Origin of the sequence: Parapedobacter brassicae, assembly GCF_051400755.1 — a bacterium.
In the GTDB taxonomy this organism is placed as follows: Bacteria; Bacteroidota; Bacteroidia; order Sphingobacteriales; family Sphingobacteriaceae; genus Parapedobacter.
In genome coordinates this window covers 757100-779966 of sequence record NZ_JBLFFL010000002.1, presented here as the reverse complement: position 1 = coordinate 779966, position 22867 = coordinate 757100, and the positions used below count along the sequence as shown (strand labels likewise).

At 50.5% G+C, this 22867-nt stretch carries 23 protein-coding genes; 12 read left to right on the top strand and 11 right to left on the bottom strand.

Annotated features, from left to right (window positions below):
• Positions 1-68 precede the first annotated feature (68 nt).
• Together ACMGDE_RS08775 and ACMGDE_RS08770 are read left to right on the top strand one after the other, a co-directional pair.
• Positions 69-1562: an amino acid permease gene (locus tag ACMGDE_RS08775; RefSeq protein WP_436832398.1), complete on the top strand. Its 1494-nt coding sequence runs from the start codon at positions 69-71 to the stop codon at positions 1560-1562.
• Positions 1563-1825: 263 nt separating this feature from the next.
• Positions 1826-4468, top strand: a complete 2643-nt coding sequence (locus ACMGDE_RS08770) for a TonB-dependent receptor (RefSeq protein ID WP_436832397.1) — start codon at positions 1826-1828, stop codon at positions 4466-4468.
• Between the two features lie 118 nt (positions 4469-4586).
• Here the strand turns inward: ACMGDE_RS08770 and ACMGDE_RS08765 are convergent, their stop codons facing one another.
• From ACMGDE_RS08765 to ACMGDE_RS08755, 3 genes are read right to left on the bottom strand one after another with little or no spacing between them, the layout of a single operon-like run.
• Positions 4587-5249, bottom strand: a complete 663-nt coding sequence (locus ACMGDE_RS08765) for an MgtC/SapB family protein (protein WP_436832396.1) — start codon at positions 5247-5249, stop codon at positions 4587-4589.
• A complete protein-coding gene (locus tag ACMGDE_RS08760; protein ID WP_436832477.1) occupies positions 5233-7611 on the bottom strand; it encodes an endonuclease MutS2 in 2379 nt (792 codons plus the stop codon). Before ACMGDE_RS08760 ends, ACMGDE_RS08765 begins: the two co-directional genes overlap by 17 nt.
• Before the next feature lie 2 nt (positions 7612-7613).
• The gene (locus ACMGDE_RS08755; RefSeq protein WP_436832395.1) at positions 7614-8279 is read right to left on the bottom strand and encodes a DUF4296 domain-containing protein; all 666 of its coding nucleotides are present in this window, start codon (positions 8277-8279) and stop codon (positions 7614-7616) included.
• Positions 8280-8369: 90 nt separating this feature from the next.
• On the opposite strand from ACMGDE_RS08755, the gene ACMGDE_RS08750 reads away from it, so the two are divergent.
• The 7 genes from ACMGDE_RS08750 to ACMGDE_RS08720 all read left to right on the top strand — a co-directional run bounded on the left by ACMGDE_RS08750 (position 8370) and on the right by ACMGDE_RS08720 (position 14019).
• A complete protein-coding gene (locus ACMGDE_RS08750; RefSeq protein ID WP_436832476.1) occupies positions 8370-9056 on the top strand; it encodes a YggS family pyridoxal phosphate-dependent enzyme in 687 nt (228 codons plus the stop codon).
• A 39-nt stretch (positions 9057-9095) separates the two neighbouring features.
• Positions 9096-9548, top strand: coding sequence for a GNAT family N-acetyltransferase (locus ACMGDE_RS08745; RefSeq protein WP_436832394.1), 453 nt, complete (start codon positions 9096-9098; stop codon positions 9546-9548).
• Positions 9549-9584: 36 nt separating this feature from the next.
• Complete coding sequence (locus tag ACMGDE_RS08740; RefSeq protein ID WP_436832393.1) at positions 9585-10385, top strand: DUF3298 and DUF4163 domain-containing protein; 801 nt, start codon at positions 9585-9587, stop codon at positions 10383-10385.
• 15 nt (positions 10386-10400) lie between these two features.
• The gene (locus ACMGDE_RS08735; RefSeq protein ID WP_436832392.1) at positions 10401-11669 is read left to right on the top strand and encodes an aspartate kinase; all 1269 of its coding nucleotides are present in this window, start codon (positions 10401-10403) and stop codon (positions 11667-11669) included.
• Positions 11670-11686: 17 nt separating this feature from the next.
• Positions 11687-12310 (top strand): peroxiredoxin family protein, encoded by a 624-nt coding sequence (locus ACMGDE_RS08730; protein WP_436832391.1) that lies wholly within the window; start codon positions 11687-11689, stop codon positions 12308-12310.
• Between the two features lie 273 nt (positions 12311-12583).
• Entirely contained in the window at positions 12584-13585 is a 1002-nt protein-coding gene (gene gap / locus ACMGDE_RS08725; protein ID WP_436832390.1) for a type I glyceraldehyde-3-phosphate dehydrogenase, read from the top strand.
• Entirely contained in the window at positions 13582-14019 is a 438-nt protein-coding gene (locus ACMGDE_RS08720) for a GNAT family N-acetyltransferase (RefSeq protein ID WP_436832389.1), read from the top strand. The genes gap and ACMGDE_RS08720 overlap by 4 nt, the downstream gene beginning before the upstream one ends.
• Positions 14020-14083: 64 nt before the next feature.
• Here the strand turns inward: ACMGDE_RS08720 and rplT are convergent, their stop codons facing one another.
• The 6 genes from rplT to ACMGDE_RS08690 form a co-directional block, all read right to left on the bottom strand.
• Complete coding sequence (gene rplT, locus ACMGDE_RS08715; protein WP_436832388.1) at positions 14084-14428, bottom strand: 50S ribosomal protein L20; 345 nt, start codon at positions 14426-14428, stop codon at positions 14084-14086.
• A gap of 106 nt (positions 14429-14534) precedes the next feature.
• Positions 14535-14735 carry a 50S ribosomal protein L35 gene (gene rpmI / locus ACMGDE_RS08710; RefSeq protein ID WP_090629323.1) on the bottom strand — a complete coding sequence of 67 codons (201 nt, stop codon included), beginning with the start codon at positions 14733-14735 and terminating at the stop codon, positions 14535-14537.
• 42 nt (positions 14736-14777) lie between these two features.
• The gene (gene infC, locus ACMGDE_RS08705) at positions 14778-15335 is read right to left on the bottom strand and encodes a translation initiation factor IF-3 (RefSeq protein ID WP_436832387.1); all 558 of its coding nucleotides are present in this window, start codon (positions 15333-15335) and stop codon (positions 14778-14780) included.
• 13 nt (positions 15336-15348) lie between these two features.
• Positions 15349-17274, bottom strand: coding sequence for a threonine--tRNA ligase (gene thrS / locus ACMGDE_RS08700; RefSeq protein ID WP_436832386.1), 1926 nt, complete (start codon positions 17272-17274; stop codon positions 15349-15351).
• Positions 17275-17364: 90 nt separating this feature from the next.
• Positions 17365-17967: a hypothetical protein gene (locus ACMGDE_RS08695; protein ID WP_436832385.1), complete on the bottom strand. Its 603-nt coding sequence runs from the start codon at positions 17965-17967 to the stop codon at positions 17365-17367.
• A gap of 10 nt (positions 17968-17977) precedes the next feature.
• Positions 17978-19231 carry an LVIVD repeat-containing protein gene (locus ACMGDE_RS08690; RefSeq protein WP_436832384.1) on the bottom strand — a complete coding sequence of 418 codons (1254 nt, stop codon included), beginning with the start codon at positions 19229-19231 and terminating at the stop codon, positions 17978-17980.
• 134 nt (positions 19232-19365) lie between these two features.
• Between ACMGDE_RS08690 and ACMGDE_RS08685 the strand changes: the two genes are divergently transcribed.
• The 3 genes from ACMGDE_RS08685 (at position 19366) to ACMGDE_RS08675 (ending at position 21776) form a co-directional block, all read left to right on the top strand.
• Complete coding sequence (locus tag ACMGDE_RS08685) at positions 19366-19989, top strand: 7-carboxy-7-deazaguanine synthase QueE (RefSeq protein ID WP_436832383.1); 624 nt, start codon at positions 19366-19368, stop codon at positions 19987-19989.
• Between the two features lie 92 nt (positions 19990-20081).
• A complete protein-coding gene (locus ACMGDE_RS08680) occupies positions 20082-20468 on the top strand; it encodes a DUF1573 domain-containing protein (RefSeq protein WP_436832382.1) in 387 nt (128 codons plus the stop codon).
• A gap of 108 nt (positions 20469-20576) precedes the next feature.
• The gene (locus ACMGDE_RS08675) at positions 20577-21776 is read left to right on the top strand and encodes a pyridoxal phosphate-dependent aminotransferase (RefSeq protein ID WP_436832381.1); all 1200 of its coding nucleotides are present in this window, start codon (positions 20577-20579) and stop codon (positions 21774-21776) included.
• 5 nt (positions 21777-21781) lie between these two features.
• Here ACMGDE_RS08675 and cmk read toward each other — a convergent pair whose 3' ends face one another.
• Both cmk and ACMGDE_RS08665 read right to left on the bottom strand, forming a co-directional pair.
• Positions 21782-22450, bottom strand: a complete 669-nt coding sequence (cmk, locus tag ACMGDE_RS08670) for a (d)CMP kinase (RefSeq protein ID WP_436832380.1) — start codon at positions 22448-22450, stop codon at positions 21782-21784.
• A 3-nt stretch (positions 22451-22453) separates the two neighbouring features.
• Positions 22454-22867, bottom strand: coding sequence for a hypothetical protein (locus ACMGDE_RS08665; RefSeq protein WP_436832379.1), 414 nt, complete (start codon positions 22865-22867; stop codon positions 22454-22456).

The window sequence follows — 22867 nt, the reverse complement described above, 5'->3', positions numbered from 1 at the left end:
TAAAAATAAAAATTTGTAGGTTTGGCCCGTATTGGGTGAAACAATCTGAATTACTAAAAGAAAACCATATGTTATTTAAAAAATCGATACCTACGCTGATTGCGGAAGCTCAAGAAATGGGGGAAGGTACGCTAAAAAGAACATTGACAAGTAGTGGGTTGGTGGCATTGGGTGTTGGAGCCATTATCGGTGCTGGCCTCTTTTCGTTGACCGGGATTACGGCGGCCGAGAATGCGGGACCGGCGGTTACCTTATCGTTTATCGTAGCGGCCATCGGATGCGCGTTCGCGGGACTTTGTTATGCAGAATTTGCGGCCATGATTCCCGTTGCCGGAAGCGCTTATACCTATTCTTATGCCACCATGGGCGAGTTTGTCGCGTGGGTGATCGGTTGGGATCTCGTGCTCGAATATGCGCTGGGTGCCGCCACAGTGGCCTCCAGTTGGTCTCAGTATTTCAGCCAGTTTTTACTTGAATTTGGAATTAATCTTCCGCATCATTTTTTACATGGGCCCTGGGAAGGCGGCATCGTCAATCTTCCGGCCATATTCATTGTATGCCTGCTATCGCTGCTGCTGATGCGTGGCACCCAGGAATCGTCATTGGTCAATAACATCCTGGTGGTCGTGAAGGTAGCCGTCGTACTGATATTCATTGCCTTGGGATGGAGCTTTATGAACCCCGCAAACCATACGCCGTTCATTCCGGTGAATGAGGGCGAACAATTGGTAAAATCAGGTCAGCTAGGGTTCTTCGAATTCTTCAAAGGCGACTATTTCGGTCACTTCGGTATCAGCGGCATTATGCGCGGTGCCGGGGTCGTTTTCTTCGCATTCATTGGTTTTGATGCCGTCAGTACAGCGGCACAGGAAGCCAAAAACCCACAGAAAGGCATGCCCATCGGTATCATCGGTTCACTCCTGGTTTGCACCCTGCTGTACGTGCTCTTTTCTTATGTGCTCACGGGCCTTGAAAATTATAAAATGTTTGCCGGCGATGCGAAACCTGTGGCAACGGCATTTGCCAATACCGGATACACCTTTCTCAACACGGCATTGATCATCGCCATCCTGGCCGGATATACATCCGTGATGCTCGTGATGCTGCTTGGACAAAGCCGCGTATTCTATTCGATGAGCAAAGACGGCCTATTGCCCAAGTTCTTCTCCGATCTTTCTAAACGCCAAACCCCTTGGAAAACCAACTTGGTATTCATGGTGTTCGTCAGCCTCTTTACCGGATTTGTTCCCGTATCAGACCTCGGGCACATGGTCAGCATCGGCACCTTGTTTGCGTTTACGTTGGTTTGCATCGGCGTCATGGTATTGCGCAAATCCAACCCCGACACCCCTCGCCCCTTCCGCACGCCGCTGGTGCCGCTGGTACCCATCCTCGGCATCGTGGTCTGTATCGCCATGATGGCGGCGTTGCCCATTGAGAGCTGGGAGCGGCTGGCCATTTGGATGATCATCGGTATTGTCATTTACTTCATCTATGGCAAGCGGCATAGCAAGATCAGGGCTGAAGTGGAGGCCGGTAAAGAACCGGGGCCTACCCTATAGAACGTAAAAAACGACAACAGTTAAAAAGCACCTTGTTATACGTATAGCAAGGTGCTTTTTGCATTTGCAAAACAAAAAAATGTTATATAACCGTATGTTAACACAAAATTAATATAGAATACCCTATCTTTGTCCCGTAATTATCATTCATCTCATGAATGTATCGTTTCTCATCGTGCACATGATTACATTTTTCTTAATCCAAAGAGAAACTTTGCCTTCAACTCAAAAATTCCAAATTAATTCTTTTAAGTATGACAAAAATGATTACTAAATGGACAACGTTAGTTGCTTTTTTCATGGTGATTAGCAACTATTCCTGGGCACAGCGTATGCTCACCGGAAGGGTGACCGATGGAACCAATCCGGTTGCCGGGGCTACGGTCTCTATCAGGGGCGCGGCAGGGGGCACATCCACCGGTTCGGATGGAAGCTTCAGCATTTCTACCGATCAGGAATCGGGTGAGCTTGTCATCAGCATTCTTGGTTTTTCGACCAAGACCGTGGCGTTTTCATCGTCCCCGAGCCTCGGGACGATCGTGCTGTCCCCTTCGGATTCGGAGGCGTTGGATGAAGTGGTCGTGATCGGCCGCGGGATCATCGACATTGCCGAGGACCGGAAAACGCCGATTGCCGTATCGACCGTATCACGTGCCGAAATTCAGGACAAAGGCATCGGCAACGTGGAATTTCCGGAAATCATGAAAAACACGCCTTCGGTGTTCGTGACCAACCAAGCCGGCGGATTCGGCGACGGCCAGAATTTCCTCCGCGGATTTGACCAGTCCAATACGGCTTACCTGCTGAATGGTCAACCGATCAATGGCATGGAAGACGGCAACATGTATTGGTCCAACTGGAGTTCGATCGCGGATGTGGCCAATGCGGTACAGGTGCAACGCGGATTGGGTTCATCCAAATTGGCGATCTCTTCCGTAGGTGGTACCATCAACATCGTGACAAAGGCCACCGACCTGCAAAAAGGCGGATTTGTTCGCTTCATGACAGCTAACAACGGTTACCTCAAAGGGACGGTCAGCTACAGCACCGGACTGCAAAACAAATGGGGATTTTCGATGATGGTCGACTATTGGAGAGCGGACGGGAAATACGCTGTCGGCACGCAGGGTGAGGGTCAAAGCTATTTCTTCTCCGTGGGGTATAAGCCCAACGACCGCCATAATTTCAACTTCATGATCTTCGGCGCACCGCAACAACATGGCCAGAATTATTCAAAGGCGATGACTACGAGTTATTGGGCGAATAATGCAAGTGGCGGAATCGCGGGTCAAGTGAATACCCCGGGGTACGACTTGACCGGCATCAAAGGCAACCATAATTATGGCCACTATAACGGCGAAGGACTGTCGTTGGTCACCAACTTCTACCATAAACCGGTGGCGAACCTGAACTGGGATTTTGACATCGACGAACAATCCTCGCTCTCGACCGTATTGTATGCTTCCATCGGACGCGGTGGTGGTACAGGTATCTTGGGTAATGGTGTCAACCGATTGAACAGCGCGTTCGGGGATGCCTATGGCTCCAGCGGCGAAATCCTTTGGGACAATATTGCTGCCTACAACGCGACCGTTCCGAACGGCGTCAGCGAGGGCTTCAATGGTTCCCTGCTGCGCGCTTCCATGAACAACCACTTCTGGTATGGCATGGTCAGTAACTTCACCCACGAAACCGATTTCGGCCTGACCTTCAATGTCGGTGCCGACCTTCGTTTCTACCACGGTGATCACTTCCGTCAGCTCATCAATACGCTGGGCTTGGACAGCCGCATCGAAGCCAATACCGCTCGCGGAGAATTCGAAGTGACGGAAACCTATAAGATCAACCCATGGGCTGCCTTATTCAACCACGCTCCGGAAGATCAACGCGTAGGTTACGACAATTCAGAAGACATCAATTACCAAGGTGCTTTCGGACAGGTAGAATACGAGGTTGACGGATTCACCGTGTTTGCGCAAGGCTCGGTATCAAACCAATCATACATCAAGTATGACCGTTGGAATTACGAAGGCGGCGAAGCCCAATCGGACACCGAAAGCAAATTTGGCTATAACATCAAAGGTGGAGCGTCATACAACTTCGAAGGCGGCCACACGGTTTTCGCCAATACCGGCTTCTATTCACGCCAACCCTTCCTGGATAACGTCTTCATCCAAAACACCATCGATTTTACCGATCCCGTAGTGGATAATGAGGAGATCTTCGGTGTAGAAGCCGGATATCGCTTTACAGGATCGAACGTTGTGGTAAACCTGAACGGTTATTATACCGAATGGGCTAATCGCTTCTTGGCAAATGGTGGTGTATATACCGATGCCAACATCGAAGGAACCTACTTGTTTACTGGCATCACGCAATTGCACAAGGGCTTGGAACTCGATTTCGAGACCCATATTACTCCGGAATGGATGCTCCGTGGTTACGGGTCAGTCGGCGACTGGCAATACGACGGCAGTTCACCTTTCCGATTCCGGGAAGAATCGACCTCAGACATCATCGGGGACGGAGAATTGCCACTGTCTGGCGTAAAGGTTGGTAACGCACCCCAAACGTCATTTGGGTTGGGTACCAAGTACAACATCTTGCCCGATTTGTCTGTCGATGTGGACTTCAATTTTTACGACAACCTGTATGCACAGGTGGAGCCAGAGAATGTCGTTGGCGCCGTATTAGAGGGTGAAGTGTACGAACCAGAGAAATTGGATTCCTTCGGGGTTGTCGACGCGGGCTTGACTTATCGGTTCCGTATCGGAACGCAAGCCCTCAAATTCCGTGGCAATGTGTACAACGTCTTCAACAAGGAGTACTTCGGTCGTAAAGACGGGTTCGGCTACTTCTATGGCTTAGGCACTACATGGAATGCCGGATTGACGTATAGTTTCTAATATGGCGTAGTCAACGCGACAAGAAAGCGGCGGCCTCGATTTCGTTCGAGGCTGCCGCTTCTTTTTTTAAAACGGGACTGGATGCGGCCCCAAACATAGGCAGAGGCCCGGTCGGGGGTCAAGAATTATAATAAAACTCCTCTACATAAAGGAGGGTGATCATATCGTCATTGAACCGCCGCAGGTTTTTCCGATCAGCGGTTAGTTCCAGCACCGCAGATAACCTACGGGAACGTTTGCTGACGGTTTTACGGACATGCTTGATCTGGTGTTTATCCATGACCTCCCGGAGTTTATCGAGGTTGCTGATATCCATGTCCTGAAAAACGACAAACAATGTGCGCGTCAGGAATAAGCGCTCCATGGCGCCTTCCACTTTAGCGAAGAGGGACAACACAATCACCGTGATGGCCGAAAGTAACAGCGCTAACCCATGGTACCCGATACCCGCTGCCATACCAATGCCCGCGACCACCCAGATCACCGCCGCCGTGGTAAGTCCCATCACCGAAAACTTATCTTTGAAGATGACGCCGGCGCCGATGAACCCGATGCCGGTAATGATATTCGCGGAGATTCGGTCATCACTCCCCACCCCAAAGCGTGAGACAATGGTGAATGCCGTCGCGCCCAGGCAAATGAGCACAATGGTGCGAAAGCCGGCTGACTTGTTTCTGTATTCGCGCTCCACTCCCACCAGACTTCCGGCGAGAATAGAAACTCCCAATGCAATCAGGTCGTTATTTTCAGGCAAAAAATTCATCTCAATCAAAGTAAGCATAGGTAATTCCCTCCCCGCCACGGTCGGCATGTTCATCCTCCATCCGCGATATCTGACCGTATTTACGGAGGTAATCCCGAATAAATTTACGTAAAATCCCGTCCCCTTTCCCGTGTATTATTTTTACGTTGGGATACCCCATCATGAGCGCCTTATCGAGGTGTTTCTCGATTTCATACAGCGCAGCCTCTGTACGCATGCCGCGCACATCCACTTCGGGCCGGAAACCGACCGCCTCATCGGTGATCTTGGCCTGATGGGCCTGTCGCGAACGGGAGGGTGCGCTCTTTTTGTTGATGCGGACTACGTTGCTCAACTTCTGCACGGTACGGAGCTCGCCCATGGCCAGTACGACGTTATTTTTCGCAACACCGATGACCTGCGCTTCTGTATTCGTGCCCGCTATGTTGACCCAGTCACCTACCTTGATGGCAACGGTTTCCGGTGTGTTTTGTTTGACTTCCGGCCGTTGTTTTGGCCGATCGGCGGCATGCCGCTTAAATTCGTCATCCAGTTGTTTGCGCAGTACCCTGGTCTTTTCCTTATCGGCCTGGTTTTCCTTGATATCGGCGATGGTATTTTCGACCAGCTTATTGGCATTCCGGATGATGTCGCGCGCTTCCTCCTTCGCCTTGGTGAGGATAGTCTTTTTATTTTCCTCCAGATACGCCTGCAAGCGTTCATTCTCCTCCTTCAATTTGGCCAGCTGCCGTTCTTTTTGGGCTACGGCTACCTGGGTGTCATAGATGGTTTTCTTCTCCCGTTCCAGATCCACCAGCAGGGTATCCACCCGTTTTTGCTGAACACCCACTTTTTGCTTGGCAGCATCCAGGATGGCGGCGTTGAGTCCGATTTTCTGCGCAATTTCAAACGCGTACGAACTGCCGGGCTTGCCGGTTTGCAGGATATACAGGGGGCGCATCGCCGCATTGTCAAACAGCATGGAAGCATTTTCGAGCCCTTCAGTATTGCTGGCGAATACTTTGAGGTTAGAATAGTGGGTAGTCACCACCCCCCGTGCCTGCTGACGGTTGAGCACGTCCAGTACCGCCTCAGCGATGGGTCCGCCAAACAGCGGGTCTGTACCGGTGCCAAACTCGTCGATCAGCACCAGCGTTTTGCTATCGGCATGCTCGGTGAAGTATTTCATCTTGGATAGGTGTGCACTATACGTACTCAGGTCGCTCTCGATGGACTGATCATCGCCGATATCGGCAAACACCTGCCGGAATAGCCCCATCTTGGATGTTGCATCTGCCGGGATCAGCAATCCCGCCTGTACCATCAATTGCAGCAACCCGATCGTTTTCATGCAGACCGATTTGCCGCCCGCGTTGGGTCCGGAGACTACGATGATCCGCTGATGTTCGTCGATCCGGGCATTCAGCGGAACCACCGTCTGTTGGGTTCCCCGAAAATTGAGCAGTAGCAAGGGGTGCCTGGCGTTGACCAGGGAGATTGCTGCTTCCTTGCTCAGCTCGGGCATCTCGCCCTCAATGTCGATGGCAAACAATGCCTTTGCCCGTACCGCATCTACTTTACTGAGCAACTTATGATAATCGATCAACAGGGCGACATGTGGCCGCAGCTCGTCGGTCAGGGCGGTCAAGATGCGGATGATTTCGCGGCGCTTATCAAATTCGAGATCCCGCACATGATTATGCAGATGGAAGACCTCTTCGGGTTCGATATACGCGGTCTGGCCCGTGGCCGATTCATCATGTATCCACCCTTTAATCTTCCGTTTACTTTCAGCAAGCACGGGGATACATAGCCTGCCATCACGCACCGTCAGGTTGCCATCTGCCGTCCACCCGTTTTGCTGGGCCATCCTGAACACCTGGTCGATGCGCTTACGTGCTTCCTGCTCTGCCCGGGCAATGTTGCCGATGATGTCCGCCAATACGGGCGATGCATTGGGCTTTATCTTACCTTTTGCGTCAATGACCTGCTCGATAGCTGCTACCAAGCCTTTTTCAATGGGAAGGTGCTCAAACAAGGCCTCCAGGTTGGGGTATTGTCCGCTTCGCTCATTGAAATAGCGGATAATGGCAAACACTGTTTTCAAGGACAACAAGACACTAAAAAACTCCTCCTCAGACAGAAAAGTGCCTTCTACGCGCGCCTTCTCCGCCAATGGACGGATGGGGTACAAATGATCTACCGGCAACTGCGCATCATTGGTGAGCAACTGCTTGAACTCGTAGGTCTGCCGAAGGAATTTATCGATTTGGTCAAACCGCGTTTGAGGCTGTATTTTGGCCACCATCTCCATGCCTGCTTCGCTTAGGCATTTGGCGGTGATCAATGCTTTTATATCGGCAAAGCCCAGCTTGTCAACAGCGTTATCCGGGTAGATCATGCTCATTTTATCTTTTCCAATGGCCGCAATAGCGGCTGTTGTCCAGCCTTCGGTACCGGCTTAGGGGGTGTCTGGCGCACTTGATTGACGGGCCGTACCGGCTCCCGCTTGGCTGGCGTACTTCTTATTCCAACGGCCTCCAGTAACTGATCACTGAATTGTTCATAGCGCGGCATTACCCGGACACTGTCCAAACTATCCGGATAGGACAGAAACAGCAAATGGCGGCCACGCTGCACGGCCAATGAATCCAGCCTGATGCGGTTTAGGCTATCCAGCCGTTGCGCATTCTTGATAGAGTCCGCCCGCCGCTGCGCGGCGTATTGTTCGTCTATGACCTGCTGCTCAGCTGTATTCAAAGCCTGCAATCGCTTTTCGACATCGATATACACGTCGTTCATGATGGCCGGTTGCGTTGAATAAAATTCGACGCTACGCCGGAACTGATTGGAATCAATACCATACCGATTGAAAACCGCTTGGTAATACACCTCGCGGTACGTCCGGGCGGAATCGATGGGCATGGACACCAGCTGCCCATCGACAAGATGCATGTCTACCAGCAGTGCAGGCAGCTGTTTCTGCGCGATGACGTCATCGGGTATACCGTCTCCGCATGAAACGCAAAAAAATAATAGGATCAATCCAATCAATAACCGTTGCCGCATGGTTCAAATTCTAATCCGCCTTGGTGGATACCCCCGGGTTTCGTAGCTTTGTGCAAATTTGTGCAAAAATACAAAATTAAGGCCGGATTTATGGGTATTGCTGATCAGATTAACGCTATTACAGAAGAGTTGAATCGCCTAGGGGTGACGCTCATCGCCGTTTCGAAGACCAAATCACCGGCAGAAATACTGGAAGCCTATCATGCTGGACAGCGGGCGTTCGGTGAGAACATGGTACAAGAGCTGGTTGAAAAGCAAGAAGTGTTGCCTAAGGATATCGAATGGCACCTCGTCGGCCACCTGCAAACCAACAAGGTAAAATACATCGCACCGTTCATTTCCTTAATCCATTCCGTAGACAGTCTCAGGCTCTTGACGGAGATCAATAAGCAGGCGCAGAAACACGATCGCGTGATCGACTGCCTATTGCAGGTGCATATCGCCACTGAAGACACCAAATTTGGACTCGACCATGTTGAACTCATCGAATTATTGCGATCTGAAGCATTTGCGGAATTGAACAATATCCGTATCATCGGACTGATGGGTATCGCCACCAACACACCCAATCAAAAGGAGGTCAAGGAGGAGTTTCGTGAACTAAAAACCTTATTTGACGGCGTCAAGACGAGTTTTTTTAAAGACGCTGCGTATTTTAGCACGCTCTCAATGGGTATGTCTGCTGATTATAAGATCGCCATCGAGCAGGGCAGCACCATGGTGCGCCTGGGAAGCACTGTGTTTGGTGGACGGTGGACGGTGAACGGTGGACGGTGAACGGTGATTGGTGGAGGGTGACGGTGATGTACAAAAGAAATGAAAACAACCATACGCAAAGCGGAGGCGGCCGATTGTCCGCAGTTATTGGAGCTTGTCAACGAACTGGCCAGGTATGAAAAGGCGCCCGAGGCGGTGACGGTAACGATGGAAGAATTTGTGGATGCTGGATTTGGTGATACCCCCGTATGGGAGGCGTTCGTTGCTGAAGTGGATGGCGCGCTGGTGGGCATGTCACTTTTTTATATCCGCTATTCTACCTGGAAAGGCCGACGGCTTTATCTGGAAGATATCATCGTCACCGAAAACATGCGGGGCAAGGGCATCGGCAAATTACTCTTTGAAGAAACGTTGAAACTGTGCCGTGGACGGCAATACAGCGGAATGGTATGGCAAGTATTGGATTGGAATGAACCCGCCATCAACTTCTACAAAAAATATGGTGCATCTTTTGATGGAGGGTGGATGAATGTGTCGTTGGATGGATGGTAGCTTGACGATTTTAGATTTTTACTTTTACTTAGCTGAATGAAAGCAATTAAAAATATGGCGGGCCTGATTGGCCTCTTGTTCTTTGGCGCGTGTCAGTTCAATGCCAACACCGAGGACGATGCGGATAAGCAAACGGCCGCCGCAGACACACTGACCTACGAATACGAGGAATACATTAAGTATAGTGAAAACCTGATCAAAACCAGCGAGACGACCGATACGACGTATTTCGCCGTTTCGTATCCCCGATTCCAGGATTCCCTTGTCAACCGGTTCGTGCTGGCCACGCTGCTGGGCAACGATACCGCCTCGGTAGCGGGTACGGCGCAGACATTTATCCGCGAATTTGACGACTTCCAGCAGTCCGACCCCTTCCCGAGGGTATGGACGTCCGAATCGCACGCCAAGGTATACCGCATTAGTCCCTCCTACCTAGCGCTAGCGCTCAGTGTTTCTACCTATACCGGCGGCGCGCACGGCAACTACGCGACCGTATTTGCCCATTATGACCTCACTGAACACAAGTCGCTGACCTTGGATGATATCGTGACTAAACCCTTCCAAAATGAATTGACCGCTGTTGGAGAACGTTATTTCAGAAAGCAGGAAAAACTGGGGGTCGACCAGACGCTTGAAGACCAGTATTTTTTTGACCAGGGTCAGTTCACCTTGCCGCAGAACTTCGCGCTGGAGCGTGACAGTATGGTATTCCGCTATTCCATCTATGAGATCAAACCCTACGCAGCAGGCGAAACGGAACTGCGCATCCCTTATGCGGATGTGGATCGGCTATTGACCGACCGCGCGAAACGCATTATCGCCGAATTACCGAGGTAAATCCTAAACGTTAACATGCAAGTATTCAAATTTGGAGGCGCGTCTGTCAAAGATGCTGAAGGGGTGATCAACCTCGGCCGAATCCTTTCGAAACATCAGGGTAATCAGCTATTGGTCGTTATCTCGGCCATGGGCAAGACCACCAACCTGCTGGAACAGCTTACGCAAAGCTATTTCAAGCAGCAGGATGACACGCTGGACCTATTAGCGCAAGCGAAACAATACCACAACGATATTATGCGGGTGTTGTTTGACAACGTCAACCACCCGGTGTACAATGAAGTCTCCAACCGTTTCGTGGAAATCGAGTGGATACTGGAGGAAGCGCCTATGGATCCGTTTGATTACCTATATGACCAAATCGTGTCGGTAGGTGAACTTGTTTCCACGACGATCGTAAGCCATTATCTCCAGCACATCGGATTGGCCGCTAAATGGGTGGATGCCCGGGATTATATTGCTACCGATAATACGCACCGGGAAGGAAAAGTGGATTGGGATACGACCGCCGAACGCATTCAACGCGGACTTCCACGCCTGTTGGAAGATCAGCTGATCATCACGCAGGGATTCATCGGTGCTACGTCCGAGAATTTTACAACCACACTGGGACGTGAGGGTTCTGATTATTCGGCGGCGATCTTCGCGGCATGCCTGGATGCCGATAGCGTGACCATATGGAAAGATGTGCCCGGTGTATTGAATGCCGACCCCAAATGGTTTGACGAAACCGAATTGATCCCCGAATTGTCGTATTTAGACGCCATCGAATTGACGTATTACGGTGCTACGGTCATCCATCCCAAAACCATCAAACCCCTACAGAATAAAAACATATCGCTCTACGTCAAGTCTTTCATCGATATCGAAAACGGAGGCACCCAGATACGCGAGACCAAAGGGGCACTCCCGGTACCTTCTTTTATCTTCAAGGTAAATCAAGTGCTGGTTTCCATTCGGCCCAAGGATTTTTCGTTTATCGTCGAAGACAACCTGAGCGATATCTTCAGCCGTTTTCATAAGCAGAAGATCAAGGTCAACATGATGCACAACAGTGCAGTGAGCTTCTCGGTCAGCATAGACGACACGGGCGAAAATGTAGACGCGCTGCTGCTCGATCTAAAAATCCGCTACGAGGTGCAGCATCAGCACGGACTGGAGCTCATCACGATCCGCCACTACAATCAAGAGACCATAAGCCGTGTATTGGTGAGCAAAGCGATCATCTTGGAACTGAAAGACAGCTATACTTGCCAGCTTTTGGTTCGGAAACTGGACGGATAATCATTACCTTTGCGGCTATGATAAGGAAAACGAATATCGTGATGGCCTGTACTGGAGCAATGCTATTATTATCGGTGTTGCATGCCTGCCAAAACAGCGCAAAACCGGCGCACTCCCAATCGGAAACTGCGGCAGCGGCCACCCCGGCACAGCCCACCGCCGCTGCTACGGCAACAGCCGTACAGGCATCTTCTCCCCAACCGGCTGCTTCGGCACAACCCGCCCAGGTCCTTCCTGACTTCACTTTTTACATCCTGAGGAGCGGGATCCGGTTCACTAAGCAGGACCTTGCCAAAACAGGGAACATCGTGTTTATCCTATTTGATCCAACATGCAGCCATTGCCAGCAAGAGGCGAAGCACATCGGTCAACATTATGACGAGGTAAAAGATGCTAATTTTTACTTCGTGTCTATGAACGACCCGGCGTTGATGAGTGCCTTTCTGGAAACCCATGCGAAACCATTGGTCGGAAAACCCAATGTCGAACTGTTATATGACCGCAATGCGGATTTCATCAATAAATTCCATGTCCCGTCCCAGTATCCCGCCGTGTACGTCTACGGCAACAATGGTCAGCTGAAAGACCATTGGGATGGCGAACGGGATATTGACAAGGTGATTGCCTCTATCCGGAAGTAAGCGCCTACGTTTTTGAGTTATGCTTTGAAGGAGGCTGCTCACTGTATTTCCTTTTTACCGCTGGATTGGCAAGGTTGGCTTCATCCCGGTCATAACGGGTGTCTTCAGGTCGTTTGACTACTTGCTTATCCTTTTTGCGATCCTGTTTTGAATCCGTTGGTTCAAATGCTTCGTGCTTTCCCATATTCAGAAAACACGCCTAAACCGCGATTTGTTTTATTCGGATCGATTCCTCATTATTTATGTAACTTTGGCTGTTCGCTTAATGACATCATGATCACCATTGCCATCAACGGATTTGGCCGCATCGGGCGGAATACACTCCGAAATATTTTGCTGAGGAACGAAACCGGTCTACGGGTTACCGCCATTAATGACCTGACCGACACGGCTACGCTGGCTCATCTTTTCAAATATGACTCGGTACATGGGCCTTATCCAGGAGCGGTGGAAGCAACGTCCGATCAGTTGATCGTAGACGGCCATGCGATCCAAGTCTTTAAGGAACCCGTCCCTGAAAACCTTCCCTGGCAATCGGAAGGAATCGATGTGGTCGTTGAATCCACGGGTAGATTCACGTCAAGGGAAAAAGCCATCCAACACCTCAACGCCGGGGCGAAGCAGGTGATCCTATCGGCGCCTTCATCAGACAAGGAAATTCCGACCGTCGTATTGGGAGTCAATGACGACGCTGTAGACCTGCATGCGCCGATTTTATCCAATGCGTCGTGCACGACCAACAATGTAGGGCCTTTGGTAAAGGTGCTGGATGAACATTGGGGCATTGTAGACGGCTACATCACGACGGTGCACAGCATGACGGGCGACCAAAGCCTGCATGATGCGCCGCATCGCGATCTGCGCCGGGCACGTGCCGCCTCCGCGTCCATCATCCCCACCACCACGGGAGCGGCAAAAGCCATTACCAGTGTATTTCCGCACCTCGAAGGTAAGCTCGGCGGTGCTGGCATTCGTGTACCGGTGTTGAATGGCTCCTTAACGGATTTTACCTGTACCCTGCGTCAACAGCCGACCGTCGACGAAATCAACGCCGCCTTCAGGAGCGCCGCAACCAATGAGCTGAAACAGGTGTTGCAATATACCGAAGATCCAATCGTATCCGTCGACATCATCAACAGTCCCTATTCGTGTATTTTCGATGCGCAACTGACATCAGTGGTAGGCGGATTGGTCAAGGTCGTCGGCTGGTACGACAATGAATATGGCTATTCTAACAGATTAGTCGATTTACTATTGAAAATAGCCCGCCGATGATCAGGTTTATCAGCACCGAAGATACGCTGCCCTTGCGTAGTAGGGTACTCCGGGATGGGGCGCCACCGGACAGCTGTTATTTTCAGGGCGACGATTCACCAGACACTTTCCATATGGGGTATGTCTCTTCCCAACAGGGAATCATATGCGTCCTTTCCTGTCAGCCTGAGACCATGGATGGCTACGAGGGCCTGGGATACCGTTTGCGCGGCATGGCCACGCATCCGGATTGGCGCGGCAAGGGCATTGGCAGCCTCCTGCTGGACGCCGCTATTGACCACCTGACCACGGTGTTGATGGCCGACTACCTTTGGTGTAATGCCCGCAGGGCCGCCTATGATTTCTACCTGCACCTCGGGTTTAGCTTTCTTTCCGAGGAGTTTGAAATCCCGGGGATTGGTCCCCATAAAGTGATGTTCCGGAGATTGGGCTAAACGAAAAAAGGGAAACCGTTTTATGGTCTCCCTTCTTCCTAACAAATTCGATATGGGTTAGACGTTATTTCACTGCATCAACGACGGCCTTAAATGCCTCCGGATTGTTCATGGCCAAATCGGCCAGCACCTTGCGGTTCAATCCGATGTTTTTGGCACTCAGCTTACCGATCAATTGGGAATATGAAATTCCATATTGACGGGCACCGGCGTTGATACGCTGTATCCATAAAGCCCTGAATTCCCTTTTTTTGGTTTTGCGGTCGCGATAAGCGTACTGCAATCCTTTTTCTACTGTATTCTTCGCAACGGTATATACCTTGCTGCGTGCCCCATAATAGCCTTTGGCCATTTTGAGGATCTTCTTGCGTCTTCTTCTCGACGCTACTGCGTTAACCGAACGTGGCATGATTTTCTTGTTTTTTGGTAATAGGCGCCGTGTTTTGCAACGGTCTTACAACCCGATACCTGGTTACTGATTTTTAATTTTTTCCTTTTTACTTCTAACTTTTCAGTTATTTTCCGATAGCGAGCATACGTTTCACGTTGCCCATATCCGCTTCAGACACTAAACCGGTCTGCGTCAGATTGCGTTTGCGCTTGGTGCTTTTCTTGGTCAGGATATGACTTTTGAAAGCATGCTTCCTGGCAATCTTACCTGTTCCAGTAAGCTTAAAGCGTTTCTTCGCACTGGAATTGGTTTTCACTTTTGGCATGATTCACTGATTTTTATATCGATTTTGTTAGTTACTTATTCCTTATTTCTTTGGTGCTACCGTGAGGAACATGCGCTTGCCTTCCAACTTGGGCAGCAGTTCCACTTTACCGTAGTCTTCAAGGGCTTGCGCAAAACGCAGCAACAGGATCTCACCCTGCTCCTTGTATACAATGGCCCGTCCCTTGAAATGGACATATGCCCGTACTTTTTCTCCGGATTCCAAAAACTTGATCGCATGCTTGAGCTTAAACTCAAAGTCATGGTCATTCGTGTTGGGTCCGAAGCGGATCTCCTTGATAACCGTTTGCTTGGCGTTTGCCTTGATCTCTTTCTGCTTCTTTTTCTGTTCGTAGATGAACTTGCTATAATCCGTGATCTTGCAAACCGGAGGGACAGCATTCGGCGAAATCTCCACTAAATCCAGTTCCAATTCATCAGCAAGCTCCAATGCCTTGCGTGTGGGGTATATCCCCTGCTCCACATTATCGCCTACTAATCGTACCTCGGGTACCCTGATGTGCTCATTGATACGGTGCTCCGGCTCCTTCTTTCTAAACGGAGGTCTCGGGCCTCTGAATCCTGGTCTATTTAATGCCAAATGTCTAAAATAATTAAACGGTTATTTCTTTAATTAACTGTTCGCCAAACGTATCTACACGCATCGTACCCAGATCTCCCTGGCCGTGTTTCCGAACAGAAACCGTACCGTTTTCTGCCTCTTTTTCGCCAACGATGAGCATGTAGGGGATTTTTTTCAATTCTGCATCCCTGATTTTCCGGCCGACCTTCTCATCTCGAAGGTCAATCAAGCCGCGAATATCGGAATTATTGAGCGATTTTAAAAGTTTTTTTGCATATTCTTCGTATTTTTCGGATACCGGAAGGATGATGAACTGCTCCGGAGCGAGCCATAAGGGAAACTGTCCGGCGCAGTGCTCGATCAATACCGCGACGAAACGTTCCAACGATCCGAACGGTGCACGGTGGATCATGACCGGCCTATGCTTCGTATTGTCGCTACCGGTATACTCCAGTTCAAAGCGTTCGGGCAGGTTATAGTCGACCTGAATAGTCCCCAGCTGCCATTTGCGGCCCAGGGCGTCCCTCACCATGAAATCCAGCTTCGGTCCATAGAATGCCGCCTCTCCGTACTCAACGACCGTCTTCAATCCCTTTTCGGCTGCCGCCTCGATGATCTCCTTCTCCGCACGGTCCCAATTTTCGTCGCTGCCGATGTATTTCCCCCGGTTATCCGGGTCGCGCAGCGACACCTGCGCAGTATAGTCATCAAAACCCAGCGCACCAAATACATAGAGCACCAGATCGATGACCTTCTTAAACTCTTCCTTTACCTGGTCTGGGCGGCAGAAGAGGTGCGCATCATCCTGCGTGAAGCCGCGTACGCGGGTAAGTCCATGCAATTCGCCGCTCTGCTCATAGCGGTACACCGTACCGAATTCGGCAAACCGGATAGGCAAGTCTTTATAGGAACGCGGCTTTGTCTTATAAATTTCGCAATGATGCGGACAGTTCATGGGTTTCAACAGAAACTCCTCCCCTTCTTGGGGCGTATGAATGGGCTGAAACGAATCTGCCCCATACTTTTCATAATGCCCCGAGGTGACATATAAGCTCTTATGTCCGATATGGGGGGTCACTACCGGCTCGTAGCCCGCCTTGACCTGCTCCCGTTGCATAAAATCAATCAGTTTTTGCCGCAACCGCGCGCCCTTGGGCAGCCACAGCGGAAGCCCCATGCCCACCTTTTCGGAAAATGCAAACAGTTCCAGTTCACGTCCCAGCTTGCGGTGATCGCGTTTCTTGGCCTCTTCGATCATGTGGAGGTAATCCGCCAATTCACCGGCTTTCGGAAAGGTCACCCCGTAAATACGGGTAAGTTGCTTACGCGTCTCATCACCCCGCCAATAAGCGCCGGCCACGTTGGTCAGTTTGACCGCCTTGATAAAACCGGTGTTGGGGATATGCGGACCGCGACAGAGGTCCGTAAAGTTGCCCTGCGTGTAAAACGTAATGCTTCCGTCAGGCAGGTCCTTGATCAGGTCCAGCTTATACTCATCGCCTTTTTCAGTGAAATAGGCTTCAGCTTCAGCCTTGCTCACCGGCTTGCGCACATAATCGGATTTGCCGCGGGCAAGCTCGATCATCTTGTCTTCGATCTGCTTGAAATCATCCGAAGAAAATTCCTGTCCGCCAAAATCCACATCGTAATAGAAGCCGGTTTCGATGGCCGGACCGATGCCGAACTGGATGCCCGGATACAGCGCTTCCAATGCCTCGGCCATGAGGTGCGCCGAAGAGTGCCAAAAGGTGGCTTTCCCCTTGGCATCATTCCACGTAAGCAGCTGTACAGCAGCGTCTTGTTCGATCGGACGCGAAGCGTCCCACACCTCGCCGTTGACTGCTGCAGCCAATACATTGCGGGCCAAGCCTTCTGAAATGGATTGTGCGATTTCCATCGCGGTGGTTCCCCGTGCATATTCCCGCACGGAACCATCAGGTAGGGTAATTTTAATCATCTACAACTATGATTGGTGTTCGTTAAAAAAATGCAATAAACCACAATACAAATGTGATTGATTTTTCGTCGCAAAGGTAGTAAAAGGAATCTAGAAAACAATCCCCAATCTCACCGACATCCGCTGGAGGGTGTACGTATCCTTGCGCAGCCAAGCCATACCGGGGGGCAGGGAGCTGTCTGCTGGGGTCGTGGCGGTAAAACCCTCCACATTTGGGATTCCCTCGTAGGCCGAATAGGTTTGCCGTTTGTAACCGGCGCTCAAGGTAAAGCGATCCTTTCCCTTCGACCTGATCCGGATACCGATTGCAGGGTTGAACATAAGTCCGCCGTCATACCATTGGGTAGCGGTCTCTTTCTTGAACCAAGTGAAGCCATACCCTACATCCAGTCCCAGGTATGGCGACACGTCTCCCGCATGCATCACGCCCCGCCACCCAACCGCCAACGGCACGAGCGTCATGTCGGGATAGGCATCTACACCAACGGTGGCTCCGAGTTCGGCAAAGGCATGGAGCCATACGCCGTTGAATGTTTGTGCCGTAAACCCGCTGGGGGCCATAAACGGTCGTTTAGCCGGCAGCATACCCAATTCTGTTTGGCTTGTAAAATGAATCGCCTGTCCCTTTGCATAGCCGCCGGCGATACACCATAGGAATATTCCTACAGCACTCAATTGAAATGATCTGCTCATCAATGACGCATCAATTAACAGCGATATGGCTGAGTAATTTCAGTTTGTCGGGGGTGCTGTAGTCGTATTGATATACGCCCTCAGGCCCGGTGACCACCAGCGACTTCGGTGCCGGGATAACATCAATGGCTTTTTTGTCTTCGAGGTGCTCCATTAGGTGGTTGCTGATGTTCATTACATCGGTGACCTTAAAACTCTTCAATCCACTGTTGCCCTCACAAACGTAGAGGTTGTCGCCTGCGAGTCCCAATCCGTGCGGATTTTGCATGGGATAAGACTTCAGCAATTGGGGATGATACGGATCTTGGATATCGACGACCTCCAATAGATCCGCCCCCTGCTGGCAAATGTTACCGCTCCGCAAGGTGACAAAGGCATACTTGTCATTCACCACCACCGGATCGCATGCGGTAATGTGGCTGTATACGGCCATTTCCTGTGGACTGGCCGGGTTGCAGACGTCATAGATATGCATACCCGTAGTGGAACCGATAAAGAGCTTATTGTCATAAGGAAAGATCGTTTCTATGCCCCACCCCAGGGGAATGTCGCTCACGAATTGCGGCTTATCGGCTGTTTTGACATCAAATAACCGCAAACTACTTTCGTCCACAGCATATAGATGTCCCCTTGCCAGCGTAAACCGGGCAAGGGATCCGCCCTGGCCATAGCTGGCACCGCCATGCTCACTACTGCCGCTGTTGAAATGGGCCATCCCGTCCGTATACCACATCCCCTCGTGCCTTTGCGTATCGGTGTAGGTGATGACCGTATCTTTGTAGGTCACGAAAAGCGTCTGCTCCAGGTTTGCAAACATGTGGGGAAATACGCCCTCCACGCGGTCAACCAGCGTAATGCTTTGGGGATTCGAGACATCGAAAGCCAATAAGTCAATATAACTGTCCGCATACAGGATATCGCTATTGACAGCCATATCCACATTCCCGGGAATGTCGATAAAATTCAGATTTTTTGGGTTGGCGGGGTTGCGGTTGTCAATGATGTGAATACCCTTCATCGGCTCGTTGATGAAAAGATAATCGCCATAAACATAGATTTTTCCGGTGGTCATCAGGGGTTTGGGTGGACGTAAGCCGATGTCCGCCGCGCGGAACGTCTCCACCTCCATATACACCGGTACCTGGGCACGATACGTATAGGTGGTTTCCACCTGATCGCTGCATGCCATAAATAAGACGGCGGGCAAGCAAGCCATTAACAGCAACTTTGCCCAAGGATAAACCATTCGTGTCGCGAAATTCATCAGTATTTTGTTTTAGGTCCGACAAAAATATCAGTTAGTTTATGATATTGACGAAGAAACCCGATAAAACGCGACAGTCGGGTTAAAAAATTTGATTTCCGTAAATTTCCGTACCTTTGCCGCGCAAAGATAACATGGCTCAACAGGTACCAATAGACGGCACACAACTTCCTTTGATGGAAGAATTTTACACCATCCAAGGTGAGGGATACCACACGGGCAAAGCAGCTTATTTTATCCGTTTGGGGGGGTGTGATGTGGGATGCCATTGGTGTGATGTCAAAGAAAGCTGGAATGCCGAATTGCACCCGCTTACTGACGCAGACACCATCATCGAGCATGCAAAGCAATATCCCTCAAAAACAGTGGTAGTCACCGGCGGAGAGCCATTGCTCTATGACCTCGATTACCTTACCCATGGATTGCAAGCGGCGGGGATCAAGACTTTCATGGAGACTTCCGGCGCTTATCCATTGAGCGGGCATTGGGACTGGATATGCCTGTCACCAAAGAAGTTCAAGCGGCCGCTGCCCGATGTCATTGCTGCCGCAGGCGAACTGAAAGTCATCATCTTCAATAAAAGCGACTTTGACTGGGCCGAGCAACATGCAGCGCTCGCCCCAAAAAATTGCCGGCTTTACCTGCAGCCAGAATGGTCTAATGCCCAAGCGATGACACCGCTAATTGTGGAATATGTAAAGCAGCACCCGAAATGGGAGATTTCACTGCAAACCCATAAATACCTCAATATCCCCTAAAATTTGGAACATTATTTGACCTTATCATTCCAAAACAGTACGTTTGTATAGCAGATAAACAGTACTGAAACAAAAAACTAAAGAAAAACATGATGAAAAAGATTGCTACGATATGCGCCGTGTTGGTCGCGTTTATTTGTACAACTGCCTTGGGTCAGCAAAATAATAGCAAGGCAGAATTTAAATTCGATAAGGAAACACACGACTTTGGCAAGATTCCGCAGGGCAAGCCGGTAACCCACGTGTTTACCTTTGAAAATGCCGGCACGGAGCCGATCATCATTAGCGAGGTAAAACCCTCTTGCGGTTGTTCCGTTGCCGAGTTTACCAAGACTCCGGTAAAACCCGGTGAAAAAGGCACCATATCGGTGACGTTCAATGCAGCGGCGAAACAGCCCTTCACCAAAAATTTCACCGTGCGTTCCAATACCAAGACACCGGTAAAGACGCTTTACATTAAAGGTGAAGTAACCGGTTAGTTGACAATCGCTTAATCAAGATCCAGAAACCGCTAAATGATTAGCGGTTTTTTTATGCCGTGAAGTCAAAAGCTATCCTTAAGTTTGCAGCAAAAATAGCGCAGCATTATGCCTTCTATATCCGTCAAGGGCCGCGAAATGCCGGCCTCTCCCATCCGTAAACTAACGCCCTATGCCGACAAGGCGAAGCAGGAGGGTAAACACGTCTATCACCTCAATATCGGGCAGCCGGATATCGAGACTCCTCAAGTCATGTTGGATGCCATCAAAAACATTGATTTCAAGGTTTGGGCCTACACGCCCTCGGAAGGAACCGCTTCCTATCGCCATAAGCTCAGTGGTTATTACAACCAATTAGGGTATAACATCACACCAACCGATGTCCTCGTCACCAATGGCGGTTCCGAAGCCATCACCATCGCGATGCAGGCTTGCATCAATCCGGGAGAGGAAATCATCATCCCCGAACCGTTCTATGCCAATTACAACGGCTTTGCCCGTTCGGCCGGCATTACGATTAAGCCCATCCTGTCTTACATGGACAGCGGATTTGCGTTGCCGCCGATTGCGGCATTCGAAGAGTTGATCACCGAAAAAACGAAAGCCATTGCCATTTGCAATCCGAATAATCCGACGGGTTACCTGTATTCGCGCGAGGAACTGGAAGCCCTGCGCGATCTTTGCCTCAAGCACGACCTCTTTCTGTTATCCGATGAGGCTTATCGCGAGTTTTGCTACGATGACCGCGAATTTGTGTCACCCATGCACCTCGAAGGGCTTGAGCAACACGTGATCGTATTGGATACCGTATCCAAACGGTACAGCGCATGCGGAGCCCGCTTGGGGTGTATGATCACCAAAAACAAGGACGTCTGGAGCGCGGCACTCAAATTTGCACAAGCACGGCTCAGTCCGCCTGCGGTGGCCCAAATCGCGGCGGAAGCCGCTGTGGATACGCCGCAAAGCTATTTTGATTCCGTCAAAGCGGAATATACCGCACGGAGAAATGCCTTAGTGGCCGGACTCAATGACATCAGCGGCGTCTACTGTCCCAATCCGGGCGGTGCATTCTACGTGGTCGCCCGCCTCCCTATTGACGACGCCGATCGTTTCTGCCAATGGATGCTGGAGCATTTCGCCTACGAAAACCAAACGGTGATGATGGCTCCCGCAAGCGGATTCTACAGCACACCAGGCGCAGGGAAAGATGAAGTAAGATTAGCTTACGTATTAAATATCAACGACTTGAAAAAGGCATTGATATGCCTCGAAAAAGGCTTGGCCGCATATCCGGGGCACACGGAATAGCGCGATCAGTGCGGCAGTCCGTCGAGCACAAATTGCAGCTGCTCGGCTTCAGTAAGGTCGGTATTGTCTAATATGATGGCATCTTCGGCCCGTATCAGCGGACTTTCCTCCCGTGTCGTATCGATGTAGTCGCGATGCGCCAGGTTTTCAAAAACCTCTTCAAGGGTAATTTCCGTTCCCTTGTTTTTCAGTTCGAGGTATCGCCTTTCAGCCCGCACCTTGGGATCTGCCGTCATGAAGATCTTCAGATCAGCATCGGGGAAGACAGTCGTACCGATGTCCCGCCCATCCATCACGATGTTCCGCCGCTGTCCCATTCGCTGCTGCTGGGCAACCATCGCCTGCCGCACCGCCTTGATGGCGCTCACCTCGCTGACATAATCCGAGACATACATTTGCCTGATTTCCTCAGATACGTCTTCTCCATTGAGCAAAATCCGCGTGCTGCCCCCTTCGGGATGGAAGTCGATATGGATGTCGCGGAGCGCTTCGGCTACTTTCTCCTCATCTTCCAAGGGTATGGCATGCCGGATGATGTAGAGGGTCACGGCGCGGTACATGGCACCGCTATCGATATAGACATAATGCAATGCCTTAGCCAGTGCCTTGGCCAGCGTACTTTTGCCGCAAGAAGAGTAGCCGTCGATGGCGATGATATGGTTCGTCCTTGCCATCGATCAACTGACGCCTCCGATCAACACGCCGGGTTTATTCAGTACCGGGATTTTCATTAGGTTTTCATCAATGATGCTCTCCGGAAGGAAAATGTATTTTTTGTCATAGATGGTGCCGTCAATATAATAGCTAACCCAGTATTCATTGGTCAGTCCGAACACCTGCTCGTCGATGGCCTCGATCTTTGCATAGTCATGCGGATCGATATCACCGATAAAATGCCTTAAAATGGATGTCTTCACCTCCTTTTCGTCCTTGGTCCCATATCCTTTTGAGCTCACCATTACGTTTTTTACCGGCACATCCTTTTCATTGATGAGGTACACATACCATACCTGTCCCGCAGGCGAGTCGCTCTCCAGCACCGCCGCAACCGAGATATCCTGGACAATATTTTCCGGCAGATCTTTTTTCAT

What these genes read in the sequence shown, in the direction of transcription:
- ACMGDE_RS08680 (WP_436832382.1), top strand. Translation starts at nt 20,082, where the DNA reads ATGAAAAAGATTGCTACGATATGCGCCGTGTTGGTCGCGTTTATTTGT.
- ACMGDE_RS08745 (WP_436832394.1), top strand. Translation starts at nt 9,096, where the DNA reads ATGAAAACAACCATACGCAAAGCGGAGGCGGCCGATTGTCCGCAGTTA.
- ACMGDE_RS08765 (WP_436832396.1), bottom strand. Translation starts at nt 5,249, where the DNA reads ATGCTTACTTTGATTGAGATGAATTTTTTGCCTGAAAATAACGACCTG.
- ACMGDE_RS08685 (WP_436832383.1), top strand. Translation starts at nt 19,366, where the DNA reads ATGGCTCAACAGGTACCAATAGACGGCACACAACTTCCTTTGATGGAA.
- ACMGDE_RS08730 (WP_436832391.1), top strand. Translation starts at nt 11,687, where the DNA reads ATGATAAGGAAAACGAATATCGTGATGGCCTGTACTGGAGCAATGCTA.
- ACMGDE_RS08720 (WP_436832389.1), top strand. Translation starts at nt 13,582, where the DNA reads ATGATCAGGTTTATCAGCACCGAAGATACGCTGCCCTTGCGTAGTAGG.
- ACMGDE_RS08695 (WP_436832385.1), bottom strand. Translation starts at nt 17,967, where the DNA reads ATGAGCAGATCATTTCAATTGAGTGCTGTAGGAATATTCCTATGGTGT.
- rpmI (WP_090629323.1), bottom strand. Translation starts at nt 14,735, where the DNA reads ATGCCAAAAGTGAAAACCAATTCCAGTGCGAAGAAACGCTTTAAGCTT.
- ACMGDE_RS08735 (WP_436832392.1), top strand. Translation starts at nt 10,401, where the DNA reads ATGCAAGTATTCAAATTTGGAGGCGCGTCTGTCAAAGATGCTGAAGGG.
- rplT (WP_436832388.1), bottom strand. Translation starts at nt 14,428, where the DNA reads ATGCCACGTTCGGTTAACGCAGTAGCGTCGAGAAGAAGACGCAAGAAG.
- ACMGDE_RS08740 (WP_436832393.1), top strand. Translation starts at nt 9,585, where the DNA reads ATGAAAGCAATTAAAAATATGGCGGGCCTGATTGGCCTCTTGTTCTTT.
- gap (WP_436832390.1), top strand. Translation starts at nt 12,584, where the DNA reads ATGATCACCATTGCCATCAACGGATTTGGCCGCATCGGGCGGAATACA.
- thrS (WP_436832386.1), bottom strand. Translation starts at nt 17,274, where the DNA reads ATGATTAAAATTACCCTACCTGATGGTTCCGTGCGGGAATATGCACGG.
- ACMGDE_RS08760 (WP_436832477.1), bottom strand. Translation starts at nt 7,611, where the DNA reads ATGATCTACCCGGATAACGCTGTTGACAAGCTGGGCTTTGCCGATATA.
- ACMGDE_RS08690 (WP_436832384.1), bottom strand. Translation starts at nt 19,231, where the DNA reads ATGAATTTCGCGACACGAATGGTTTATCCTTGGGCAAAGTTGCTGTTA.
- ACMGDE_RS08770 (WP_436832397.1), top strand. Translation starts at nt 1,826, where the DNA reads ATGATTACTAAATGGACAACGTTAGTTGCTTTTTTCATGGTGATTAGC.
- ACMGDE_RS08755 (WP_436832395.1), bottom strand. Translation starts at nt 8,279, where the DNA reads ATGCGGCAACGGTTATTGATTGGATTGATCCTATTATTTTTTTGCGTT.
- ACMGDE_RS08675 (WP_436832381.1), top strand. Translation starts at nt 20,577, where the DNA reads ATGCCTTCTATATCCGTCAAGGGCCGCGAAATGCCGGCCTCTCCCATC.
- cmk (WP_436832380.1), bottom strand. Translation starts at nt 22,450, where the DNA reads ATGGCAAGGACGAACCATATCATCGCCATCGACGGCTACTCTTCTTGC.
- ACMGDE_RS08665 (WP_436832379.1), bottom strand. Translation starts at nt 22,867, where the DNA reads ATGAAAAAAGATCTGCCGGAAAATATTGTCCAGGATATCTCGGTTGCG.
- ACMGDE_RS08750 (WP_436832476.1), top strand. Translation starts at nt 8,370, where the DNA reads ATGGGTATTGCTGATCAGATTAACGCTATTACAGAAGAGTTGAATCGC.
- ACMGDE_RS08775 (WP_436832398.1), top strand. Translation starts at nt 69, where the DNA reads ATGTTATTTAAAAAATCGATACCTACGCTGATTGCGGAAGCTCAAGAA.